Here is a 24,255-nt window from a genome sequence, read left to right as displayed (position 1 = left end):
GAAATATAGACAAAAATATAGAAAGGCTGATGTATGGGCTAACCATCCTGTACATTGGCTTTTTTATTATGTTTTTTGGGGTTTTAACAAAGTAGAGTGTAAAATAAATCATCTTAAAATTCTGTACATAGTGCACAAATAAAAGGCGAAATTGTTATTAAATTGACAAAACTTTGACATTATAATTGACATTATCTTTCGATGGGCATACAATCAAGGAGAATTAATATGTTCTATATCAATCTGTGGGTTAGATGAAACACAGATTTTTTGCATTTATATCAAAATAAAATAAGGGGCATTAGTCCGTAGGGGGAACGGAGTTATGAAAAAACGTATTAGGCAGGTCATTTCTATCATTCTGTCACTTTTAATGGTGGTACAGAGTCCAAATTTTTCAGCAATTATTAAAAATGTAAAAGCAGATGAGTCGCCGGGGCTGCAGGTCAGTTTTTCCTGTAAGCAGGAGCCGGGGACCAATGTTACGATGCTTAAAAACGGGGCATCTGAAGAACTGACAGGACAGGTCAATGTCACAGCCACGTCTTCCGGCTATGCAAAAGGAGCAAAAGTCACCGTCGCATTGCCGTCTTTTTTCTATGACAGCGACGGAAATCTCCAGGTTTATGATGAGAATGTCAATCCGGAGGATGTAAAGCTTGGAATGCAGGCCAACGTCATAGAGGCGGACAGCTGGCAGACAGTGGAGGGAAAGGCATTTGACCAGGACACAGTTTATAAAGGCAAGATCGTATTCGTAGCAAGCAATGACCTGAAGGCCGGGGAATCTCTGACCTTCCGTATTAAGGTGAAGTTTTTCGGAGATGTGCCTGAGAAAACACAGGGAAAGATTACCGGAAGCTCATCTTACCAGGAGTACTACGATAAGAACGGCAATAAGATCGCGGACGAATGGAAATCTCCTGGGGTAGATGAAAATGCAATTAAAGTGTTTGTAAACACGAACCTTTCATGGGAGACGGTGTTTGAAGACTCCCCTGCCATTCCGGTATGGAAAGAGTATAATTATGCCGATCACTATGTTACAGTTAAAAACACCTCAGAGTCAGAGGATAAGGACGGTCCGAAAGATGTTTCATTTGATAAGATCAACCTGATGTTTGAGCTTCCGTTCTGTTCCTCTGAAGGCGGGCTAGACGGGATATTTACACGGGATATCACAAAATGGATTTATAAAGACGGGCAGATCATCGAAAATACAGAGCCGAACAATCCAAATTCATGGAAGAACACGGAGTTTATCGGGCAAGAGGATAAGGGAGGTGTTCTCGTCTACGATGTCACAGATCTGACAGATGAAGAGATCAAAGATGGGAAGCTTGGAAAACCTATCCCTTATTCTTATACCGGAAACGGTCAGATTGCAGTCATTCATGAAGAAGAAATACACTCTCCAAACTACGCAAAAGCACACCCGGATAAAAACCTGCACCACCAGGCTAAGTTTCTGGTAAGGCTGCCGTTCACAAACAATATTCAGTTTAAGGGCAGCAGCACGACCAACGAACTTCAGACGAAGCTGGTATCCACGATTATTTTTGGAAAACCGGAGATTTACTGGTCTAAGACAAATACAGCTACGGCTACCTTTATGAAGCCGCAGCCGGATTACTCTGCGAAAAAAGTTTCAGAATCAGAAGCTCCGTATAATAAACACGTTTATGTAAACAGCTTATCCGAATTTTATATAGAAAGCATTACAAATAAAGGGAATATCCCGCTGTTTTCACCGAGAGTGACAGATACGGTGCCGGGTCAGTTTATGTTGGACGGACTGTTTTATGAGGTTCCAAAAAAAGATGCAGACGGCGGAATAGAAAAGTTTCTGGCGAAGGAGCATCCGTTCCAGTATGAGGTTACCAATTCCGCTACAGGAGAAAAGCAATGGATTGACTTTACCCAGAGTGTGATAGAGAAGAGTACCGATGATGAAGTGAGGTGGGGAATCTCAGGAATTAAAGGCAGGCTTCCCGGCAATGCCACGGGAAGAGTCCGTGTGAATCTGAAAGAAAAGATAGATGCCGGAACTACACTGCCAGGCAAGATCGTGATCAGCGGTTATCCCAAAAACAACGTTACGATTCAGAATAAAGCAGAAATCCAGTTTGACTACAAATACTACAAAGTTGGCGACGGTGATACGGAAGGCGAATGGATGGTCAAGGAGCAGGAGCCGTACAAGATCCAGGCAGATATGGTACTGACTCCTCCTGAAATCGACACTGTCGTTACAGCAGTACATACAGAAAAGAAAGAAGGGGAAAGCCAGGCAGCAGTGACCGAAGGCGGAAGCAGCCGGTCACCGTATCATCAGACAGTATACGGAAAATACAACCGCCAGGGCATGGACGGGTATATCCTGAGGGCGGGAACACAGTCTAAAGGACCGATCGCGCCAGGCTATCTTCAGCTGGATGTGCCGGGAGCCGCCAATGACAGAGGATATGTGACCGAAAACATTCTTCTGAAAAAAGAACTTCTGGATGCCATGATCAATGTCTCTATAGGAACGAGCGAAGAAGATCAGCAATATCCGTCCGGAAATCTCATTCTTAAAGATGTGAATAACCAGACAAAGAAAATCTCCTTGAAGACGCTCGTTCAGGGCTACGCAGACAGCGATGGAAATGTGGTGATTGAACGCAGTCTGTGGAAGGGCGATTTAGATAACCTTAAAAGTGTAAGGATTGAATACGACTATTTTGCCGGAGACCAGAAAATTGTAAACGGAGATGAACTGGCTGCGGAGACCTATCTGAAGGTTATGGGAACGTTAAAGGATTATGGTTCCCTTACCGCCACCGGTACAGTTTCCACAAACTATCCGGGGACATCCACGAGCTCTGTGACAAAGACAGGGACAGGGACGATCACGATTGAAGGGGTGAATCCGGCCATCACAGGAAATGTCTACAATGAGCCGGATCATCCGCAGGCATCCAATCTGACATCCATTACGGTGCCATATAATGAAGACGGTGCTAAGGCTGTGTTCCATATAGGTAATAAGTCACACTCAGAAATGAACCCCGGGGAATTTCTGATGACGCTGCCGACAAATGTGGTCGATGAAAAGACGGTGGGATTCCTGGCAGATGAGATCACCATCAAAGATTTGAAAAAATTCGGAAAGATTTCAAAAATAGAATTTTATGATATTTCCAACAACACTTATGCAGGAAACTCCAAGGAGCCGGATTTTGTTCTCCCGGCGGATCAGATCCCGGCAGAAAAAGACGGATTGATTACGATTCCTGAGGGTTTGTGGAAAAGTTCTATGGCAAACGGACTGAAATATGTAAGGATTATATTTGAGCCGTTTAACGGAATGGAAACTGCGGAGAAACTGGACATCACCGTAGGCGGAACCGCAGACTTTTACGGCGCGGCTTCTTTCAGGGGTGAATGGGCATGCAAAGATGCGCTGAACATGAACAAACCTGCTCAGACAGCGGGCATGACAATGAATGTCAATAATCCGAAGCCTGAAGTGAATGCACATTTAAATCCATACTATGATAAGACAGAGATCAATACAGAAAACAACGGCAGTATGGTGGACGGCAATGTGATGGGGCTTGCGGTTCCTTATGAAAAGGAAGCTTCCTTTTCCTTCTGGTTTGGAAACAGTGCGGCAAATGATGCACATGATTTCCATACGGTGATCGATTTTACGGAATTAAATTCCGCCAACCAGCTTTCTGCCGAGACAGGAAAAGGTTTTTATGCAAAGTCTGTACTGATCAGGAAAGAGCTTCTGGATATTGCCGATGTCAAAGAAATTACATTGACAGGTTCCGAAGGCAGCTTAACTCTTGTCTATGACAAGGATGCCAAAGCATTCAAAGAAAAGGGCCAGCCTTCCAAGATCTATACTTTAGAAGGAGAAGGCTGGAAGCTTCCGAAAAGCAGCGTTAAGGATCTGGGAATTTTAAAAGGGATAGAGGTGACCGGAGGGACAATGAAAGGCGGAAAGGCGCCGAAAGCGTCTCAGGCCATCGAGGTCACCGGATTTTCAGACATTGAAATGCGGAAAGTTAACCAGGCAGCGGCAAAGATTACGAGCCAACTCTATACCACCGACAGGTCTTTTGAACTTGCAAATCAGGATGCGGCAAGGCTGATGATCAGTCCCATGTATTTTGATACGGCGGTAGATGCGTACTTTGTAACGCCGGATAATAAAACAACCAGATATAATAATGGTGCAGAGCCTTCCGAGCATTACCGTTCAAGCTATGGATACAGTGATGATACGAACTTTGAGATCGGCTATAAAGCGGTCGGCAGTATCGGTGTCGATTTCCGCCAGTACCTGCAGGATTACAGCAGCGGGGCCCCGGAAAGGCACAACGACCAGGAGCAGAACAATGATTCAGCCTACGCAAGATATCAGATAAAGAATTATGCCTACAATACACCGGCAGATCTGAAGATGACAGTGAATCTTCCGTCTGAGGGCTTTGAGACTTACTATCTGAAAGTGGATCCGAGAGTAAAGGACTATGTAAAAGAGATTAAATTATACCGTGCCGATGGATCTTCCTATACGATCGATGATCCGAAGGCGGTCTGGGCTGCCAATGAAAATGCCAAGAGCTGGGACGGACAGAATGGATACTGGAGAATCAATCTTCTGGACGGGGAGCCGAATTACGAGACAGAAAAAGAAGGGAACTACTACCGTCATCCAAAAGAAGAGCCGGACGGGAAAGCGGCGGTCAAAAAAGCAGAGATTCGTTTTTCTGTTAACCAGCAGGAATACGAGGAGATCGGAGGCGTAAAAACTGCCAAATCACCGGATTACGGCACATGGTATAACCAAAGCAATGTAAACACACAAAATACCTTCGAATTTGTGGGAAGGTATTATAAACTTGGAAATTATAAGGCCTCTGCAGAGACAGAAATGACGATCGGAGGCACTGAAAAACCTGATGGAACGAAAACCGAAATAAAAACTGAAAATACAGACACTACGAAGAACAGCAGCTACCGTTCCGGCTGGTCATTTAAAAACTATTACTATACATATAACTGGTATAATCAGTATACTGGTATGCAGGAATACACAGCAAGACATATGAGATCGGAAGTGCCGATCACTGTCTATGACGATGCAAGAATGTACTCTCTAAAAGGAGTCAACCTGCATCCCGAGACGGACAGAAAAGAGTCCTATCCATATGGTGCAACCGGATGTTACAGCATGTCTTTCTACAGGGACAAAACCGGGGCTTCCGGAAACTGGAGCGGCTATTATCCGTATATCGACAATGCGGTGCTGGAAGACACACTTCCTCCGATCACAAAAAGTGACGGGGAGTATAAAGGATTTAAGAGTACGTCTGTTCAGATCAAGAAAAAACTGCTGAACCGGACAGACGGGGATATTATGCTGACGCTTTCCGACGGAAGCACAGTAAAAAGAGCAGCAGCGGATTTCAGCGATGCAGCAGACGCAGATTATAAAGAGATCAGGGTGTTTTACGAAGGAGAGGACAACGCCGGAGAAGCTGTGGACGGAAAAGATATCGTTCTGAATTCCGGACAGTATTTGACGAAGGTTAAATTGTTTGTCAAGGACATTGCCGGTGACGGTGATTTCAGCAAGACTGAGATCGACGGAATATCCAAAGACACGGTATTTGACAACCGCACGGAACCGATGATCAACATCTACGGTGAAATACTGGCGCTGAACGGCGACGGAAATAACGCCGGAGTCAATACGGTTAACACAAAGACGTTTAAAGACTATGATCCGGTCAATACAGTAATCGAAGGAAACACAGAGACGGGTACTCTGCTGGCAAGAAGGATTCCTTTGAAGCCGGGTTATAAGCTGACTGCCAACAATACAAAAGGATGGGATTATCAGGCATCCAAACTTGATGCCGGTAAACCGGAAATGAAGCCGGAGTCTTCAGCGTTTACCATCCATCTGGAAAACGCCGGTACAGACGACGGAGGCAGCGATCCTGCCAACTCTGAATCCAGGGACGCAGATATCAGCGGTTTTGCCTTTGACCAGGCTCTTGACAGCCGGTTCCGGCTTCAGACAATTAAGATTCCGAAAAGTGTCTTTGACTCTGACAAGTGGAATGTGACTCAGTTCAAGATCAATGACGGAACCCACTCCGGTGATGATAAAGGAGTGGACGTAAAAGACAAGTTTAGGCTGGAGACAATCAATGATGAAGAATACTATGTTTTAGATGTTTCCAAACTATTCGTGGGGGACGATGCCTTAAATACATCCACCTATACAATAAGTGGTACAGAATTTACAAAATGTTATATCCAAAGTTTTACTGTAAAAATTGAGGCCAAGGAAACCGATGGAAGCAAGAATGAAAAATTCCTGAGACCGGGCCAGGCATTAGAGGATATTGTCTACGACGGAATCTTTGTGGACCGGACAAAAGAAGATTTGGAAAAGGATGAGTGGAACGAGAATTCTGTGCCTACCATAGGAGGAAGCGGTACACATGATTATTTCTACACTTATTACATCCGAAACAGCATTCAGAATTTTAAGGCAGAATCAGCTACATTCGGTTATCAGCAGAGTACGATAACTGCCGCTCCCCATGCTGATCAAACAGTTTATAACAGAGTTTCCCATGTGGAAATGAAACAGAAGCGGGAGGATGAAGAGACGAAATCTCCTGCGTATGATGAAAAAGACGGAATAAAACTGGAGGTAGATAAGGATCATATCATTCCAGGCGACAGAATTGAATATCAGGTGACGGTTTCCAACAAATCCGAAAAGGAGTCTGACGGTTCTGAGACGAATACGCCGTTTAAAAATCCGGCGGTTCGGGTGACGGCACCTGTAGGAATGAAGATCGTGGGATGGAAGTATGCGAAAAAGACAGATTCGGGCATTGGAGATCTGAAGGGTGAATTTGTAGACAACAGCAGTTCTGTATCAACGAGGACACCTGTGGTAAATGGTGCACTGGAGGCACCGGAATCAAAAAATACATACCGGAATCTGGTGATTACAACCGATACAGATCATGGAGACCAGTATCTGAAACTGAACAAAGACTATACTGTGACTGTTGTTCTGGAGGCAAAGGATGAATTTTCCGGAGCATTTGAGGGAAAAACAGTGAATACAAGCGTTTATGCGGGAGGCGGTCAGAGAAATCACTATTACCCATATTATTTCGGAAACAGAGACACGAATCCGACCTATTCTTACTCCTCATGGTGCAGCGATGCGTTTGGAAGCGCCAGTTTCATTAAACGCTGTGTGGAAAACAGCTCTGCCGTCGATCTGGCACTGAATAATACACCTGTGCCGACAGGAGAGCTTACAAGTTCTGTTTCTTATATGGATGCGGGAACACCTGCAATGAAGTTTTCCAATCCATCTTCTGTGGAAGGGGGAACGGCATGGGTCAATGATTTGATGGATGTAGATCTGACGGTTTCCGACATTAAAAACAATACGATGCATGATCTTAAGGAAACAGGAATTGAAATTGATCTCTCCAACCAGACAGTAAAAAATGAACAGAATTTCTACCTCAGAAAATGGCCGGAGGCAAAATATACGGTTGCGGGAACAGAACATCAGGCTGTCTTTTACTATAAAGAAGACGGGGACACAGACTGGAAAGCCATGGATGCGTCCTTCCGGTCTGATGACAGCAACCTGAAAAAAGTAAAGCAGATCAAATGGGTCTACGAGGACGTTCCTGCCAAAGACGGTACAAATATTTATAAAATGCCGGATGTCATTCTTCATGGAACGGCGAACTACGTGGATGAAAACGGAGCATCTGCTGTCAACCAAAATTACAGTACTATGAATGGTATTCTGGATATTGACTATGGCCATGAACACTATAAAGTGTCAGATGATGACAAGATGGAAGCCCATCTGCTGGCAGATACAAAGAATACATTTACCGTATACCGGCTGCTGCCGAATATGCTGGCAGACGTCCAGGCATTTGACAAAGAAGAAGACGCAAAGAGCACCTATGCTGAAAATAACAGCAAAAACAAAGCAGTGTACCGACCGAATGAAAGTTTTTGGTATAAATTGACTGCCTGGAACAAGCGCACAGACGACAGTGCCAGAAGAGGGGCCCTTGATCATCCGGTGCTCTATGACAAGATTCCGGAATATGTAGATGCACCAAATCCGGATGATGTTGAAATCATATGGTATGACAAGGACGGACATGCGAAGGATTCTTCAGCTTACCAAAAACCAGCAGTCACGGTGACTGACATGAAAGATTTTGATATCGGAGGAAGTCAGGAATTTGAAAAAGTGACTTCAGGCACAGACAGGAAGCCGACAGATACAGCGAACAATCCTGCAGAGGAAATTAACTTTAAGATCTACAAATACGACTTCGGTGATCAGGAGCTGTCCAGAGGCGAACGGATCGAGATCGTCTATAAGACCAAGGCGAGAAAAGAAGACCTGCCGATGGCATCATGGAAGGATACAAAAGAAAACGCATACCTTCCGCGCTATGGAGAATATGCAGACGGTCCTGCGCCGAATGCAAACAATACAGCCGCAAAAGCTATGGATATGGATAATCTGATCCATGATTTCGGAGTTACCGGAACACCCGGAAAAGGCATTGATCCGGGAGAATTCCTGACGGATTCTTATGCATATATTCCGGGCCAGACGACCAGTGACGGAGGCAGATTTTTTGATTATGATATCAATTCTTCTTCCAGGCAGATGTGTTTCACAAATATGACTGTGACAGACCCGTCCAAAGAGGCCTCAGCTGTATCCTACCGCACCGGTGCCGGAGGGGGAGGCACGGACAGTGCCTATTACAGGTATCTCACATCCGGAAGGGTCGTATCCGGAACGGGCTCTGCCAATATGAATAAATGGAAGAACATCATTGGTGATGAATACCACAATATTATCTGGGCAGAACATGCACTGCATCTGCAGAAAGCGTGGATTACCGGAAGCAGTGATATGATAACGGATCAAAAATACTACGATCAGGCAGATATCAATTATTCCGGCGGTTCCGGACACAGAGATGACGTTCCAAACTACGACCAGCAGACTGCGGCATTGGAAGCTGAAGAAAACTATGTAACAAGGCTTTATGCGCTGAACTATGGAGACTGGGACACAGACGGAGCGGAGTTTACTTACGTGATGCCAAGAGGTACAAGACCAGTGCTGAAAGACGGCAGACTTGAAGTGAAGGCCGAAATGAAGGACGGTACAAAGATTACTGTTCCAGAAGAAAATATTAAGATTCTTCAGCAGCCGGGAGATACGGATATCGGCGCTCTTGCGCCGAAAGAACTGGCAGACCCTGTGCATAACGGAGCATATACCGGAAAAACATATAATGCAGCAGATGCAGATTCAAAAGCATGGGTGATCCGAATTACAGTACCGGAGAAACTTACGCGGTTCTGGAACAGAGGAAGTCTGGATGCATCCAAACAGCAGCATTACCAGATGTCTGTAGAATTTAAATCCGAAGTGTTCAAAGAGAATATGAATGAAATGTGGTATGACCGTCTGTATGTGCGGCCGGTCGATATAGAATCCAAGGACAGCGAAGTTCCGAATACGATGTATCACCAGATTTATGACAAGAACGACAGCATGGATATGTCCGAGGCAAACAAAAGCGGAACTGTTCAGTGCAATGATTTGGAAACCGGTATTTGGTATTGCTCATACTGTAATACAGAAGCCTACTATAATCTGCTCTCACCGTGGCCTCTTTACCTGAAGGGAAGGAATACTTATTCTCAGGCAGTGGACAGAAAAGATATAGGATTTAACATTGAAGCTTCAGACGGAAGTACAGACTCCACCAAATATGCGGTCACCGGAACGAGGGCAAAACAGAGGAAACCTTTGGTCCGTTTCTGGGCGGAATACGGCAGGAGGGATGAAAATGACGTCCTCAGTGCTGACCAGTGGTATGCTCAGGCAGAGACAGAGTTGAAACAGCTGAATGTCCGCCTGGAAAATGAGTATATCCTGTCAGACTATCACCACGGAAACGGAAGCGGTGCCGACAGCGGAAGAAGCTATAACTACACTACGAACGGAGGAGCCAGGGGAACCCTGTTTAAACCGGTTGTGACCGTTGTGCTTCCTTATGGCGTACAGCCTGTGGATGAAGACGGTGAAGTGATTCATGCAGATTCTGATGGATCAGTTGTACAGAACTTTGACTGGGAAATGGAACAGAAAGTCTGGTCTTCCGGCGGCAGACTGGCTGCCGACACAGATCCGGACCTGCCGGCTGATTTAAAATCCAAGTTTGACACAGAGATCCGGTATATGGATGTGGATGACGACGGAACAGCGGCAAAACGGTATGTGATCCGGTTTGTTCCGAAAGCAGGAACCTCCACAGAGGATGTCAGAGTGCTCTCAGGACGGTCCAGAAACATAAAAATGAATGTAATTGCAGCAGATTACGCCGGAAACTGGCCGGATGATGCGGATAAGAGAAAGGATTGGGACAGCACGAGAGTCTATCTGGGAAGCCAGCATAATCTTTTCCGATATATCACGGACGAACAGATCGGCGGCGAAAACGCAGGCTATGCGGTCGGCGTGGACACAAATCAGGGCTATTATAATCAGGACCCGCGTCTGGATGCAGTCAGCCCGGATTATACGTACAGCACGTACCGCACAGGAAAAACCATATATGACAACAAGGCGATGGCAGACAGGGCGATTGGCCGGATGACTCCTTATTTTGAAGGCGACAAGATCAGTCTTCAGGATACAGGACTGGCAGATTCCCTGCTGTTCTGGCAGACCGGAAGCGGAGAAGACAAATACACAGACCTTAACTATGATGGAAAAAAAGAAACTGGGGACGGCGCGGAAGAAGCCGTGCTTCAGGATCATGGAGTCATGAATACAGCAAGTCTGTATTCGAAAAATCCGAGAATCAGTCTGACCGCAGGCATTTCCGGCAGCAGAACAGGAACATATTATTCCGCAGAGCCGGAAAATAACACTGGAAGCCCGGCAAAACTGGCTCCGATCCAGTTTGCCTACGGCGACAATCTGTGGTATCAGCTGAAAGCGGCCAATACTCCGGCTGAGAGGTCAGGGTACTGGGGACCGCTGACCGATTATGGTACAACAGGGGATATAACACATTCAGCCTTTACGGTTAATCACACGCTCCCGAAAGCACTGGTCTATGATGACAGCGGCGATCTGGAAAGTTACTATATCGAATATGTGGACCGGGACGGCATCAAACAGACCTTGAGCCAGTCAGATCTGGAAAGCAGTGATCCGTCCAAAAACAAAGGCTGGAAAATACAGCTGGAAGTAAAAAAGGTGAAAGACAAGGACGGAAACTATGATCACCAGGAAATTCTGGCGAATATTATTCCGGGACAGGAAGCAGATGTTACTTCCGGGAATATCCATAAAGGAAAGCTGCCATCAGGAGCGCTTAGATCGGGCAAAGACTTTACACTGTTTTTGAGATCCAGGATTGCAGAGCTTCCGGAACCGGAAGATATTCTGAAAGATCCGGATTACTGGCAGTATAATTCAGAGTCCAGCTACCTTGATCTTCACCGCATGGACGGAGACTTCGTGCCGGGCGGTAATTTCAAAGAGCGTCCAATCGAGACGGTCAGCTACACAAACCAGGTGAAAGACAGCCAGGAAAATGATTATGACTTCGACGGAATCTTCGATGAGCGGTACAGCATGGCAAAGGCTGCCGGAATCAAAGTGACAAAACCTTCGGTTTCTATGCGCACAGACACAAAAGATCCAAGGAGAATTTACCAAAAGGATGACATCACTCAGGATATCCGGTCTTCCGATGCACTCTATAAGACAAAAGACGTATTTACCTTACTGGTCGATGAGGCTACTGTGCATAAGGGCAACCTCAATCAGTTCATCGTCCAGTATAAGATTCCAAACCGGGCTCCGAACACTGTGAAAAACGGACCGGCAGAGCCGACTGATCCAAGGATCGCTGTCTCTGTCAAGCGGGTCCAGACAGGAAAATGGGAGATTCCGGCCGATACGAAGTGTAATGTTGATATTGGCGAACTCAGAAAACACCTGAGAGTTTATGTAGAAGTCCTGGATATTGACAGCGGAAGCTCTAACGTCACAGACGAGACCGACAAAGATATGAACTGGGTGCGCCTGAATCCGGACGGAGCAAAAATTGATGAAAACCAGGTGATCGAACTGACAGGGGCTCTCAAAAAATATTCTGGAAAAGGAGCCGTCGACGAGATGCGCTGGATCGTCACTTCCGACGATCCGGCACACTATCCGGTACCTCAGGGGTTCCGGCTGGATCTGGATGCGGATGACAGTACTGCAGACAAAGAAGATGTCTCTGCCGTAGAAAAGAAGAAAGCAGAAGACAACGGATATAAGACCGACAAGATGCATGCAGATTCCTTTACGGACAGTGTCAACAAAAATGCGCTGCAGATCGCCGTTCAGGTCGGTTTGGAAGAACAGACAGAAATCAGTAAATTCCCGAGCTTCTTTGTGAGCGGATGGGGCAAATACAGCGATACACAGTATGCAGGGCTTACAGCCCAGGATGACCGGGCAGGAGTGGAGATTTCCTCCCAGAATCCGAGCATGGATTTGAAACAGAATCTGCTGTATCTGAAAAAACATGTGGACGCAGACAAGAATATTTCCTATGAGTGGGATAAAAACATCGCGATCAACCTGAAGAACAGTTCTAAACTGAAACAGACGGTACAGCTGATCAATGCCAGTGACGAGATGATGAACCTGCCGTCCGACGATCCGGAGAAATCCAAAGAGGACAATATGTCCAGGCCGGAACTCACGGTAGGACTTCCGTTCATTGCCAACATCGATGAAATGAAGTTTGACTATGTGCCGTATGACCAGGTGATGAGTGACAAAGACTGCCCACTTAATCCGGATTATTCAGCAAAGAATGCCGATACACAGAACCGGTTTTACTGGACGTGGCGCATCATAAATGCAGAGGATGAGACATTGGCGCCGCATATGGAAGAACTGAAGCTGAAAGAGGGATCACCGGTATTTTACCGGAAAGCGGTTGATACGAGCAGAGACCGGAATCTGGTGACCTGGAGGTTTGACAACGATTTAGCGCCGGGAGATAAGATTGTCATCGACTACACATACGAGATTCGGGAGCCAAACATTGGAGTACCTTTGGAAGATATGACCACAAAAGTATACGGAACGAAAGACGGTTCCTTCCGGTTCTTCATTACAGATGACGAGGACGAGGAACAGGCTTCTCTGAGAGTCGATGTCTCAGATGTCAACGATGACGGCAATAAGACCGATAAGAATCTGGCAATTTCAAGCAATAATATTGCATTTGAGGCATTCAGCACACTGACCAGAGGCAAGAAGGTCGTCACAGATGTGGATGACTCTTACCTGCTGAACACGAAGCCGCTTCCGTTACAGGAGGGAGGAAATTATACATTCTCAGATATCCTGACCAATACCGATACAACATCCAACTACTCCGTTCCAATTTTCTTTGATGTGCTGCCGTATGACGGTGACAAGGCCATTACAGGAAGCAAAAACGCCGACGGTTCCTATACATCTCTGACCCGTGAGTCCAAGTGGAACGGCTGGATCGATTTAGACAGCTTCAGGATTGAAAAAGCGGATACGGGAGGAACCCACACGCTGGATGCAGGAAAGTATGATGTGTATGTGGGACCGGTGAAGAAGAATGCCGACGGAAGCTACGCTCTGTATGACATGAAGGATATGCCGGATGTAAACGAGAGAAGTACAAAAGAATACTATCAGGCCATTGCCGATGACGAGACGAAGTTAAATCAGCATTTTGTAAAGGCAGAAGATCTGATAAGTGCAAATCCTGACAACATAGAAGACATCCGCAAGGGCGTCAGAATGTTTATGGTGCGGTTTAAAGATCCGACTGCGGACTTTGGCCCTTCTACCAGCTATGTTTTGAAATATGACATGGAAGCTCCTCTGAACCTTCCGTTTATGAAGGGTTCCGCGGATGCAGCTAAAAATGGAAACGACAGCGATCCGTTTGTAGGCTGGAATACCTTCGCCTTCTGGGCAAAACGGGATGCTCCGGTTGACTCCGCAAGATCAGGAGTCGTGCTCCAGGCACCAACAGGCCGCGGATATGTGGGTGATTACGTTTGGAATGACTTAAACGGCAACGGAAAGCAGGATGAGGCCGAGTACAAAGAGGCCAAAAACGGAAGAATGCTTCCAAGCAAATGGACCACAGATCTGGATGGAGACGGAAAGGCCGACGATCCGGGAATCAACGGAGTCAAAGTCGAACTCCTGACGGAGAGTGGAAATCCGTGCAATGTAGACGGCGAGGCCGTGATTAATAAAAATGGCCAGGATTACGTCATGGATGAGACGACAGGAGATGTGAAGCTGGATGAATACAACGGAACTGTGACGACAAAGAAGAAGCCTTATTCCACTGTGACCAGAAGCGATTACTGGGGCAACCAGGGCTATTACATTATTGCAAATCTGAAGCCGGGCAAATACCGCCTGAGATTTACAATGCCGAACAAATATGACGACTATCAGCTCTCCACGCCGATTACCAAGACCAACACGAAGGTTTCTATCGGACATAAAGGAGATAATGGTCTGACTGCGGAGACTTACACTACCGACAGCTTTGGCGTAAAGGCCATTGACCTGTCTTCCGAGGCGGCTGTAAAGGCCTATGACAAACAGGCTGTGGATGCGGATATCGGAGTCACGAAGCCGGTACGCTACAAAGGTATCGTTTGGAAAGACCTGATCGATGATGACGGACAGAACCATGAAGATACAGATTTTAACGGAAAAATCGATCCGGGCGAAAAGCTTCTGGAAGGAGTAAAGGTCACTGCTTATGAGAAGGGTAATTATTCCCCAGCCGTGGGAATGGACGGAAAACCTCTGGAAGTAATGACAGACGCAGACGGTGTGTATCGTTTTGACATGCTTTGGCCGAACAGGGAATACTACTTTACTGTGGAAGATCTGAGCATAGACGGACAGTTAATGAAGACATCGCCGGTGCGGCTCACAAAGAATCCGCTGAAATACAGCAATGACAATGATGGAACGATGATCGTTTCCGGAAATAAAAACATTGCCAAAACTGAGAATTTTAAAGCGGTTATTCCGACAGATGAAAACACCGGCCGGCCGGTATACGACAATGACGGCAAACAATATGCGGTCTGCGACGGAATCAATTTTGGCCTGGTGCTGGCAAAAGCAGGATACATCGGTGATTATGTCTGGGATGACAAGAACAGAAACGGTATTCAGGACGAAACAGAGAAACCGCTGAAAGACATCAAAGTAAAACTGGAAGCTTATTATTATGATTCTGATCAGGACAAATGGATCAGGATTGAGAAATATGACAAGGAGACGATATCATCTGAGGAAGGCGCATATTTCTTCTCCAATCTTCCGGTGACTGCGGCAGTCTCTTTCGACGGGGGACCGGACATTGATTATCTGATGGGTTACCGTTTAAGCGTTCCGGAGATGAAAGAAGGGTATATTTATACAAAAGCAGCCCAGGGAAAGGATAAGACGAAAGACAGTAATCTCTATTCCGACGGACGCGTAAAAGACGCTAAGATTCCGTATATCATTCTGGCAGAGGAGATTAAGAAAGAGGACATCACAGAGGCCAACAAGAATACGGTGATCTCTTACCAGAATAAGTACTATGACACATTAAATGCGGTCTTTGACAGAGACTATGACATCGGACTCCTTCCCTATGACAAGGGAGAAATCGAGGGGCTCATATGGGACGACACGGATGATAAAGACGGCCTCCAGTCAAAGAACAAAAAAGCCGTCAAGGGAAGGACTGTATGGCTGGAAAAGAAGGTAGTGCCAGAAGAGGAGCCCGTTCCGGAAGAACCGGAAGAGGAAAATAAGGAGGAGACAGACGATCATACTCCTGTCACGGCAAAGAGCAGAAAGAAAGGAAGGGATGGAACGATCCGGACCGGAAGCTATCAGGAGCCGGTAATGCCGGAAGATGACACTTATGAGACGATAGCTTCTGTAAAAACTGACAGTAGCGGTGTCTTTAAGTTCAAAGATCTGGATGTTTATAACAAAGAACTCAAAGTTCCGGAAAAATACCGTATACGCACAAAGAAAAATAATGACGAGGATCTGACCCTTTTAAAGGTTGGAAACGGAAAGAATGCAGAGATCGACAGTGATTTTGGTCTCTTTGACGAAGATGACCGGCTGCATGCTATCTCAAACAGTTTCCTTCTGGTCAATACGCTGGAGTCAGAAGATGCCTACGGAAATCTCTATGATTATGTGACTGCACGGGACGAAAAGACGGTGGACTGCGGTATCATTAAATATGAAAACCGCGTAAACCTTGGAGACAAGGTGTGGAATGACGAGAACCAAAACGGCATTCAGGACGAAGGCGAGAGGGGCATTAAAAATGTTAAGATGAATCTTTACCGCTATGATGCAGAAGGTGATACATGGCAGACGGTGAAAGATCTCCGCGGAACGAGCAGTATCAAGACCGATAAGAATGGACATTATAAGTTTACTGTTCCGGTGACGGACCTGAATCCGGAATCCAAAGATTATCTGAAACCTTACCGTTATAAAGTGGAAGCTGAGACACCTTATGAGGCCTTTCTCACAAAACGAAATGCAGGAAACGACAAGGAGACCGACAGCGACGGCTGGTACGTGGACGAAAACGGACAGCCTTCTGAAGAAGAGACGATCACGGGAATTGCCGGGGCAAAAGAATTCGAATTTGTGAGCACAAGAATGCTGAAGCTGAATGCAGAAGAGGCTGAGAAACAGGGGCTTGAGGAAGATGCAGACAGAATGATGGAAGTGGCTGATCTGAATACGGTAAAAGATGATGAGAGCATTGACTTCGGATTCTTCTATAAACAGGAGGAAATGCCTTATTATAAGGAAAACAAGAAAACTCCGAAGCAGGAACCAAGACAAAAGAGACAGCCAAGACGTCCGCTTCGCGTACTGAGGACCGGGGATGACAGGAATCTTTTCATATTTATTATACTGATCGCATCATCTGCCGGGGCAGCAGCTGTCCTGTACAGAAAGAAACGGAAGGACGAAGAAGCATAACAAAAAACATCCATCATAAGCGATTTTAAGTTTGTGATGGATGTTTTTCTCAATGACGAAGACAACAGGAGGGAGAACGTTGGAAAAGGCAAAAGACTTTTTACAGAAAAAGAGAAATCGAGTGGCCGTGGCCTTTGCCGCCGCGGTGATCCTGGGGATTGCCGTATATTTTATGACGAACAGCGGAGAAGATTCCGCAGAGGTGCTTTACAAAGCGGAAAAGGAACTTGCGGGACAAAAAAGAGAGGAAACTGCAGTAGGTATCCAGAACTACCAGGGAGGCCTTCATCCGGCGTTTGCAGAATATTCAGGAGAGAAGACCCTTTCCGATCTTTTGTTTTCTCCTCTGATCAGGATTAAGCAGGACGGCTCAATAGATTATATCCTGGCAGAAGACATCGATGTTTCTTCGAAAGGGAAAACATATACAGTCAGATTAAAAGACGGACTGAAATACAGTGACGGATCAAAACTTGCCGCCGCCGATGTGAAAAAAGATCTTTTGCTGCTTGGAGACGGAAGATCTTCCTTTGGTTTCCGTGACTGTTTTGCAAGACTCAAAGGCTATGATTCAAATAAATTGACCCAGTCAGAGGATATGGAAGGGATTGAAGTCAAGGATGATATAACACTTGTATTTCATTTTACCGAGCCGGACCCGGCCAATATGTATCTGTTTACGGGAGGGATCGGCAGAACGGCCAACAGGGCAAAAAACAAGTACTTATATACCGGCGCATTTATGCTGAAGGGACAGCCGGCCAACCTTCCGATGACTCTGGAAGCCAACCCGAATTATTATGACGGGAAAGTCAAGGAGAAAAATATTCTTGTCAAAAATATCAACAGCAATAATATCGAGGCAATGCTCACGAAGGGAAATGTGGATATCACACAGTTCCAGGCCAACAAAAGCCTGATCTCCCGCCTTAAGAAATCCGGGGTGATTACCCTGTATCACGGAAGCAGTGATGTACAGGCAGTTTTGGATTTTAAATCGGACAGCAAATCGGCAGTAAACAAAAAAGAAGTGCGGCAGGCAGTCTGCTATGCTTTTCAGAAAGAGAGATTTGTGACAGACTCTCTGGGAGACAGCGGGCAGGCAGCTTTTTCTAATTTTAAGGAAGGAAGCTTTATGGCCGGAGCGGAAAAGGAAATGTATCCTTACTCTAAGGAAAAGGCAGAGGAATGTCTGAAAAATGCGGGGTATGAGAAGAATAAAAAGGGGATCTTTGAAAAAGGCGGAAAGGAGTTGTCTCTCACTCTGAAAGCGGACGGCATCCTGTATGCGGATTTATTTGTACAGCAGTTTACCAAAGATATGAAAGCGGCAGGTATCATTGTCAAGACGACGGATTCCGGAAACTATGACCTCTATTACCGCAATGCAGCCATACCTTCTCTGACCTCAGTGGGAGCATTTCTGGACGAAAGAAACTTTCAGGATGAGAAACTTGTAAGTCTGAATGCCCGGCTTAAAAAGGCGGAAGATTTAAAAGAAGCAGGCAAAGTGTGTAAAGAGATCGATGAAAAAATTCTCAATGAGAGTCTTACAATGCCGGTATATACGGAAAGAAAGTTTGCTGCTGTGGGAAATGGCAGTCATAAGATAGAAGTGAAGGATATTGACCGGCCCTTCAGTGAACTGTTAAAATAACAGGAAGAGCAGAACCAGAGGGGGCAGCATAGGATACTGCCTCCTTTTTTCTCTGTTTCACAGAGGGAAAGTTTTACATAACGAACTTTCTCTTGAAAAAGGCATAGACTAAAGGAAAGAAGTGAATACAAAAGTTGACTTTTCCCATAGAAAAATGTACGATTAATTTCGGATGTCTTATATTGACAAGGTTTAAAATGGAGTTTATACTATTTCATATAATACATACCAAAAAAGTATGAAATATAGAAGGGACAAAAAATGGATTGGTTATTTATAGAACGAAATATACCTCTCTATATAGAGGCAATGAAACTAACGCTGGGAATCGGAGCCCTGGGCGTCGTGCTGTCAGTGGTGATCGGATTCTTATGTTCTATGGTCCGTTATTATAGAGTTCCTGTGCTGAATAGGATTGTAGGAATTTATATAGAGCTTTCCAGAAATACGCCTCTGCTGATCCAGCTGTTTTTTCTGTACTATGGACTGCCCAAGATCGGAATTAAATTAAATGCGTTTGTCATCGCTGTGATCGGACTGACGTTTCTCGGTGCCAGCTATATGTCAGAAGCTTTCCGCGGAGGGCTGGAGGCAGTCAATAAGATCCAGGAAGAATCCGGTCTGAGCATCGGGCTCACAAAGCCTCAGCTGATGCGTTATATTATACTGCCGCAGGCTTTGGCTATTGCCATGCCGTCGGTGGGGGCTAATGTGATCTTTCTTCTGAAGGAGACCTCGGTGTTCAGTGCGATTGCTCTTGCGGACCTGATGTTTGTAGCCAAAGACTTGATTGGCATGTATTATAAAACAAATGAAGCGCTGTTTATGCTCGTTGTTGCATATTTAATTATTTTGCTTCCAATTTCAATTATTTTCAGTGTGTTAGAAAGGAAGGCTCGGTATGCTGGCTTCGGGAATTAATATTTTATTTGAAGGACAAAATATGGCACGGCTCATGTCCGGTTTGGCTGTGACCATTAAGATTGCCCTGGTGGCCGTCGTGCTTTCATTGATATTCGGGGTGATATTCGGGATCATCATGACCTCAAAGAATCTAATCGTCAAGGCGGTCTGCCGGCTTTATCTGGAGGCTATCCGCATTATTCCGATTCTGGTGTGGCTGTTCTTATTTTACTTCGGACTTACAAGGGCTATGGGCATCCATCTGGAAGGTGAGTTTATTTCTATTGTAGTGTTCACCATGTGGGGAACTGCGGAGATGGGAGACATTGTGCGGGGAGCCGTGACTTCCATGCCGAGGCATCAGACGGAGAGCGGCCTGTCCCTGGGACTCACGAAGCTGCAGATCTACCGCTACATTTTAGTTCCGCAGACTGTAAGAAGAGTCCTTCCCGGTGCGATTAATCTTGCCACAAGGATGGTAAAAACGACATCGCTTGTCGTGATCATCGGTGTGGTGGAGGTGCTGAAAGTCGGACAGCAGATTATTGAGGGAGGTATTTTAAATACTCCTGCGGCACCGCTTTGGGTCTATGGATTTATATTTTTCTTATACTTCATCCTCTGCTATCCGATTTCCATCGTGGCTAAGAGGCTGGAAGCAAAATGGCAAAGTTAGGAGTTAGCAAATGGGAAATGAGTTATTGAAGATCAGTCATCTGAAAAAAGCATTTGGGGAGACAGAGGTATTAAAAGATATCTCTTTTGATATAAATAAGGGAGAGGTAGTTGTTATTCTGGGGCCTTCCGGATGCGGAAAGAGTACACTGCTTCGCTGTATCAACGGACTGGAAGAATTTCAGGGCGGAGAGATCAGCCTGGACGGGCAGAGCCTTTCGGACGGGAAAGTGCCGTGGCATCTGATCCGCCAGAAGATCGGCATGGTATTTCAAAGTTATGATCTTTTTCCCCACATGACCATTCTGGACAATATCCTTCTCGGTCCTACGAAAGCACAGAAAAGAGACCCGAAAGAGGTAAAAGAGATGGCGGTTGCCCTGCTCAAGAGAGTCGGACTGGAAGAGAAGAAGGATGCCTACCCGAGACAGCTGTCCGGCGGGCAGAAGCAGAGAGTGGCAATCGTCAGATCTCTCTGTATGAATCCGGAGATCATGCTGTTTGACGAGGTGACAGCAGCGTTAGATCCGGAGATGGTAAGGGAAGTCCTCGACGTTATGCTGGAACTGGCAAAACAGGGGATGACCATGGCGATCGTGACCCATGAGATGCAGTTTGCGAAGGCTGTGGCTGACCGGGTGATCTTCATTGACGAGGGACGCATTGTGGAGGAAAATACTCCGAAAGAGTTCTTTGAACATCCGCAGACAGAACGGGCAAAGAAGTTTTTAAACATGTTTAATTTTGAGGAGATGAAAAAAGATGAAGAAATTTAGCAGAATCTTAGTAGTACTGGCAGTTCTCAGCATGGCTATAGGGCTGATGACGGGCTGCGGAAACAAAAAATCAGAAAAAAGTGATAATCAGTCTTCTGTAGAACAGATCAAGAAGAACGGTAAGATCAAGGTCGGTGTATTCAGTGATAAACCTCCGTTCGGATATGTAGATAAAAACGGAAAGAATCAGGGATACGATGTTGTACTTGCCCACCGTCTCGCAAAAGATCTGCTTGGAGATGAAAACAAGGTGGAATTTGTGCTGGTAGAAGCGGCGAGCCGCGTGGAATTCTTACAGAGCAATAAGGTAGATGTGATCCTTGCCAACTTTACGGTCACTGACGAGAGAAAGGAAGTCGTGGATTATGCACTTCCATATATGAAAGTTTCTCTCGGTGTGGTTTCTCCGAACGGAAAAGTTATTACCGATGTAAAACAGTTAAAAGGAAAGAAGCTGATCGTTAATAAGGGAACGACTGCCGAAACTTATTTCACACAGAAGTATCCGGATATTGAACTTTTAAAATATGATCAGAACACAGAAGCTTTCAATGCATTGAAGGACGGCAGAGGAGCTGCTCTGGCACATGACAATACACTGGTATATGCATGGGCAAGGGAGAACAAAGGGTTTACCACTGGGATCAAATCTCTCGGTGAGCATGACTTTATCGCACCGGCTGTCAAAAAGGGAAATGATGACCTGAAAGGCTGGATCGATGATGAGATCACCAAGCTTACAAAGGAAGGATTCTTTGAGAAGGATTATAAGAAGACTCTGCTTCCTGTATATGGAAAGACGGTTGAAGCCGATACGGTGATCATGAACGAAAAAGAATTAAAAGAATATAAGTAAGACAAAAACCGATCAGGGAACTCCAGGGAGTATACCGATCGGTTTTTTTGTATAGCAGCGACAGACTTGAATTGCAAATGTAAAATATTGATAAATAAGTGTTGGAAGGTTATAACAAAATAAAAAACAAGGAGGATGTCATGCTAAAGTTAGAGATCAAATTGGACGAATCCAAAATTAAGTCGGAACATAAATATGATGCAAACAGTATATATCGAACACTGGAGAAAAGTTTTTTAAAACATGATATACCCATGATTCAAGAGTGCGATGGTACACTAGTTTTTCGTGGCAAAGGCCATCCGAGCGACTATGGTGCTTTTGGAGGAATCATCCCTCGGCTGAAAGAAAAAGATTGGTTTATGGATTATGTAATAAAATGGATGTGGTATAACAGTGATGATGGTGCGGATGAAGAAGACTATTCGGTGGAGGATGTACTGTATTTTTATACAAAAAGGGATAGTGTTGCATAATGCCATCTGGAGAAAAGAAATATTATAAAGCAATTTATTTTGACCTTAAAATGAAAGCTTTAGAGAAACATTTCTCCGCAAAAAATCCACAAAAAGCCTACCGAAAAATTAGGAAATTTTTTCTGAGACAGAAATTTACGCATGCACAACAATGAGGCTACCACTCTACGTTTAAAACAACAGACTTATATATTTTTGATTTGATTTATACAATGAAAGGGGAATTTCCCTGCCTTTGTTTTTGCGCAGGCCGTTTTGAAGTTACAAATAGTAGGTGAGCACTATAATCTGATGGAGGTATTTGCGGAAGAGGCGATGGAACTAAAGGTTACTCAATAAATTTCAAAAAACCAGTTGACGTTTTCGGCACCGTATGATATATTACTACAAGTATCACTGCCGAAGACAGCAGGCGCCGAATGGCGTAACGTAGAACGGCCTGCCGAGGATGATGATTAGTATTGAGCTAATTGTGCCCTTTGTCTTTGCGGACAAAGGGCTTTTCTTATTCTTATAGAAAATTCTGCGGAATTTGGATCCAAGCGGCGGTACACTAAAATAAATCAAGGAGGTGCACCATTCATTATGGCAAAAGTAGAATTAAAACAACCTATCGTTAACGAAATCAAAGAATTGCTTACAGATGCTCAGTCAGCAGTTTTAGTTTCTTACCGTGGTATCTCTGTAGAAGAAGATACAGCAATGCGTAAGGAATTAAGAGAAGCAGGTGTAGAGTACAAGGTATACAAAAATACAATGATTCGTTTTGCGGTAAAAGATACGGAATTTGAACCGTTGTCTGCTGACCTTACCGGACCGACTGCGATCGCTGTTTCCAAAACAGACGCAACTGCACCGGCAAGGATCTTAGCAAAATACGCAAAGAACATTGAAGTATTCAGCCTGAAATCTGCAGTCGTAGAAGGAACTTTCTATGACAAAGACGGCGTACAGGTGATCGCAAGCATTCCGTCAAGAGACGAATTACTTGCAAAATTCCTCGGAAGCATCCAGTCTCCGATTACAAACTTTGCTCGTGTTATTAAACAGATCGCAGAGAAAGACGGAGAAGCTCCGGCAGAAGAAACAGCAGAAGCTGCTGAGTAATCAGCGGTTTACATTAAATTAATTATTAGGAGGAAATAAAAATGACAACTCAGGAAATTATTGAAGTTATTAAAGGTTTATCAGTATTAGAATTAAATGATTTAGTAAAAGCATGCGAAGAAGAATTCGGTGTATCTGCAGCAGCAGGTGTTGTTGTAGCAGCAGGCGGAGCAGCAGACGGTGCAGCAGCTGAAGAAAAAGATGAGTTCGACGTAGAGCTTACAGAGATCGGCGGAGCTAAGGTTAAAGTTATCAAAGTCGTTCGTGAAGTAACTGGCTTAGGCTTAAAGGAAGCAAAAGAATTAGTTGACGGAGCTCCTAAAGTGATCAAAGAAGCTGCATCTAAAGCAGAAGCAGAAGACATCAAAGCTAAGTTAGAAGGCGAAGGAGCAAAAGTAACTTTAAAATAGTTCTTTGTTTCATATCTAATGTAAGAAAACTTCATGAAAGAATCGGCTGGCCATGCCAGTCCGATTCTTTTTGCGTCTATTGAAATTTGTGCTTGACACGGCATAGACACTGTGGTATTATTAGGCGATGCTTTAATATGGGATTGTATGCCCATAGCCGAGCCTTTTTTTCGTTATATAAATTGTGAG

General features: G+C 45.0%; 9 protein-coding genes and 1 other annotated feature. All 9 genes read left to right on the top strand.

Annotated features, from left to right (window positions below):
* Nucleotides 1–325 precede the first annotated feature (325 nt).
* The 9 genes from QVP35_RS10035 (at nt 326) to rplL (ending at nt 24,066) form a co-directional block, all read left to right on the top strand.
* The gene (locus QVP35_RS10035; RefSeq protein WP_009290163.1) at nt 326–17,206 is read left to right on the top strand and encodes an SdrD B-like domain-containing protein; all 16,881 of its coding nucleotides are present in this window, start codon (nt 326–328) and stop codon (nt 17,204–17,206) included.
* A 79-nt stretch (nt 17,207–17,285) separates the two neighbouring features.
* Nucleotides 17,286–18,863 carry an ABC transporter substrate-binding protein gene (locus QVP35_RS10030; protein WP_022261112.1) on the top strand — a complete coding sequence of 526 codons (1,578 nt, stop codon included), beginning with the start codon at nt 17,286–17,288 and terminating at the stop codon, nt 18,861–18,863.
* 261 nt (nt 18,864–19,124) lie between these two features.
* A complete protein-coding gene (locus QVP35_RS10025) occupies nt 19,125–19,784 on the top strand; it encodes an amino acid ABC transporter permease (RefSeq protein ID WP_009290161.1) in 660 nt (219 codons plus the stop codon).
* Nucleotides 19,765–20,442: an amino acid ABC transporter permease gene (locus tag QVP35_RS10020; protein WP_006568212.1), complete on the top strand. Its 678-nt coding sequence runs from the start codon at nt 19,765–19,767 to the stop codon at nt 20,440–20,442. Before QVP35_RS10025 ends, QVP35_RS10020 begins: the two co-directional genes overlap by 20 nt.
* A 10-nt stretch (nt 20,443–20,452) precedes the next feature.
* Nucleotides 20,453–21,217, top strand: coding sequence for an amino acid ABC transporter ATP-binding protein (locus QVP35_RS10015; RefSeq protein ID WP_006568213.1), 765 nt, complete (start codon nt 20,453–20,455; stop codon nt 21,215–21,217).
* The gene (locus QVP35_RS10010; RefSeq protein WP_006568214.1) at nt 21,204–22,073 is read left to right on the top strand and encodes a cysteine ABC transporter substrate-binding protein; all 870 of its coding nucleotides are present in this window, start codon (nt 21,204–21,206) and stop codon (nt 22,071–22,073) included. The genes QVP35_RS10015 and QVP35_RS10010 overlap by 14 nt, the downstream gene beginning before the upstream one ends.
* Before the next feature lie 140 nt (nt 22,074–22,213).
* Entirely contained in the window at nt 22,214–22,549 is a 336-nt protein-coding gene (locus QVP35_RS10005) for a hypothetical protein (protein ID WP_009290159.1), read from the top strand.
* Nucleotides 22,550–22,930: 381 nt separating this feature from the next.
* Nucleotides 22,931–23,064, top strand: a sequence feature (ribosomal protein L10 leader region).
* Between the two features lie 70 nt (nt 23,065–23,134).
* Nucleotides 23,135–23,656, top strand: coding sequence for a 50S ribosomal protein L10 (gene rplJ / locus QVP35_RS10000; protein WP_009290157.1), 522 nt, complete (start codon nt 23,135–23,137; stop codon nt 23,654–23,656).
* Between the two features lie 41 nt (nt 23,657–23,697).
* Complete coding sequence (gene rplL, locus QVP35_RS09995; protein WP_006568218.1) at nt 23,698–24,066, top strand: 50S ribosomal protein L7/L12; 369 nt, start codon at nt 23,698–23,700, stop codon at nt 24,064–24,066.
* Nucleotides 24,067–24,255: the final 189 nt, after the last annotated feature.

It is taken from the genome of Anaerostipes sp. CAG:276, from assembly GCF_000432215.1.
GTDB classification, from domain to species: Bacteria; Bacillota; Clostridia; order Lachnospirales; family Lachnospiraceae; genus Anaerostipes; species Anaerostipes caccae.
Note: the sequence above shows the minus strand (reverse complement) of the source record. Positions and strands in the feature narration are given on the sequence as shown.

What these genes read in the sequence shown, in the direction of transcription:
- QVP35_RS10035 (WP_009290163.1), top strand. Translation starts at nt 326, where the DNA reads ATGAAAAAACGTATTAGGCAGGTCATTTCTATCATTCTGTCACTTTTA.
- QVP35_RS10025 (WP_009290161.1), top strand. Translation starts at nt 19,125, where the DNA reads ATGGATTGGTTATTTATAGAACGAAATATACCTCTCTATATAGAGGCA.
- QVP35_RS10020 (WP_006568212.1), top strand. Translation starts at nt 19,765, where the DNA reads ATGCTGGCTTCGGGAATTAATATTTTATTTGAAGGACAAAATATGGCA.
- QVP35_RS10015 (WP_006568213.1), top strand. Translation starts at nt 20,453, where the DNA reads ATGGGAAATGAGTTATTGAAGATCAGTCATCTGAAAAAAGCATTTGGG.
- QVP35_RS10010 (WP_006568214.1), top strand. Translation starts at nt 21,204, where the DNA reads ATGAAGAAATTTAGCAGAATCTTAGTAGTACTGGCAGTTCTCAGCATG.
- QVP35_RS10005 (WP_009290159.1), top strand. Translation starts at nt 22,214, where the DNA reads ATGCTAAAGTTAGAGATCAAATTGGACGAATCCAAAATTAAGTCGGAA.
- rplJ (WP_009290157.1), top strand. Translation starts at nt 23,135, where the DNA reads ATGGCAAAAGTAGAATTAAAACAACCTATCGTTAACGAAATCAAAGAA.
- rplL (WP_006568218.1), top strand. Translation starts at nt 23,698, where the DNA reads ATGACAACTCAGGAAATTATTGAAGTTATTAAAGGTTTATCAGTATTA.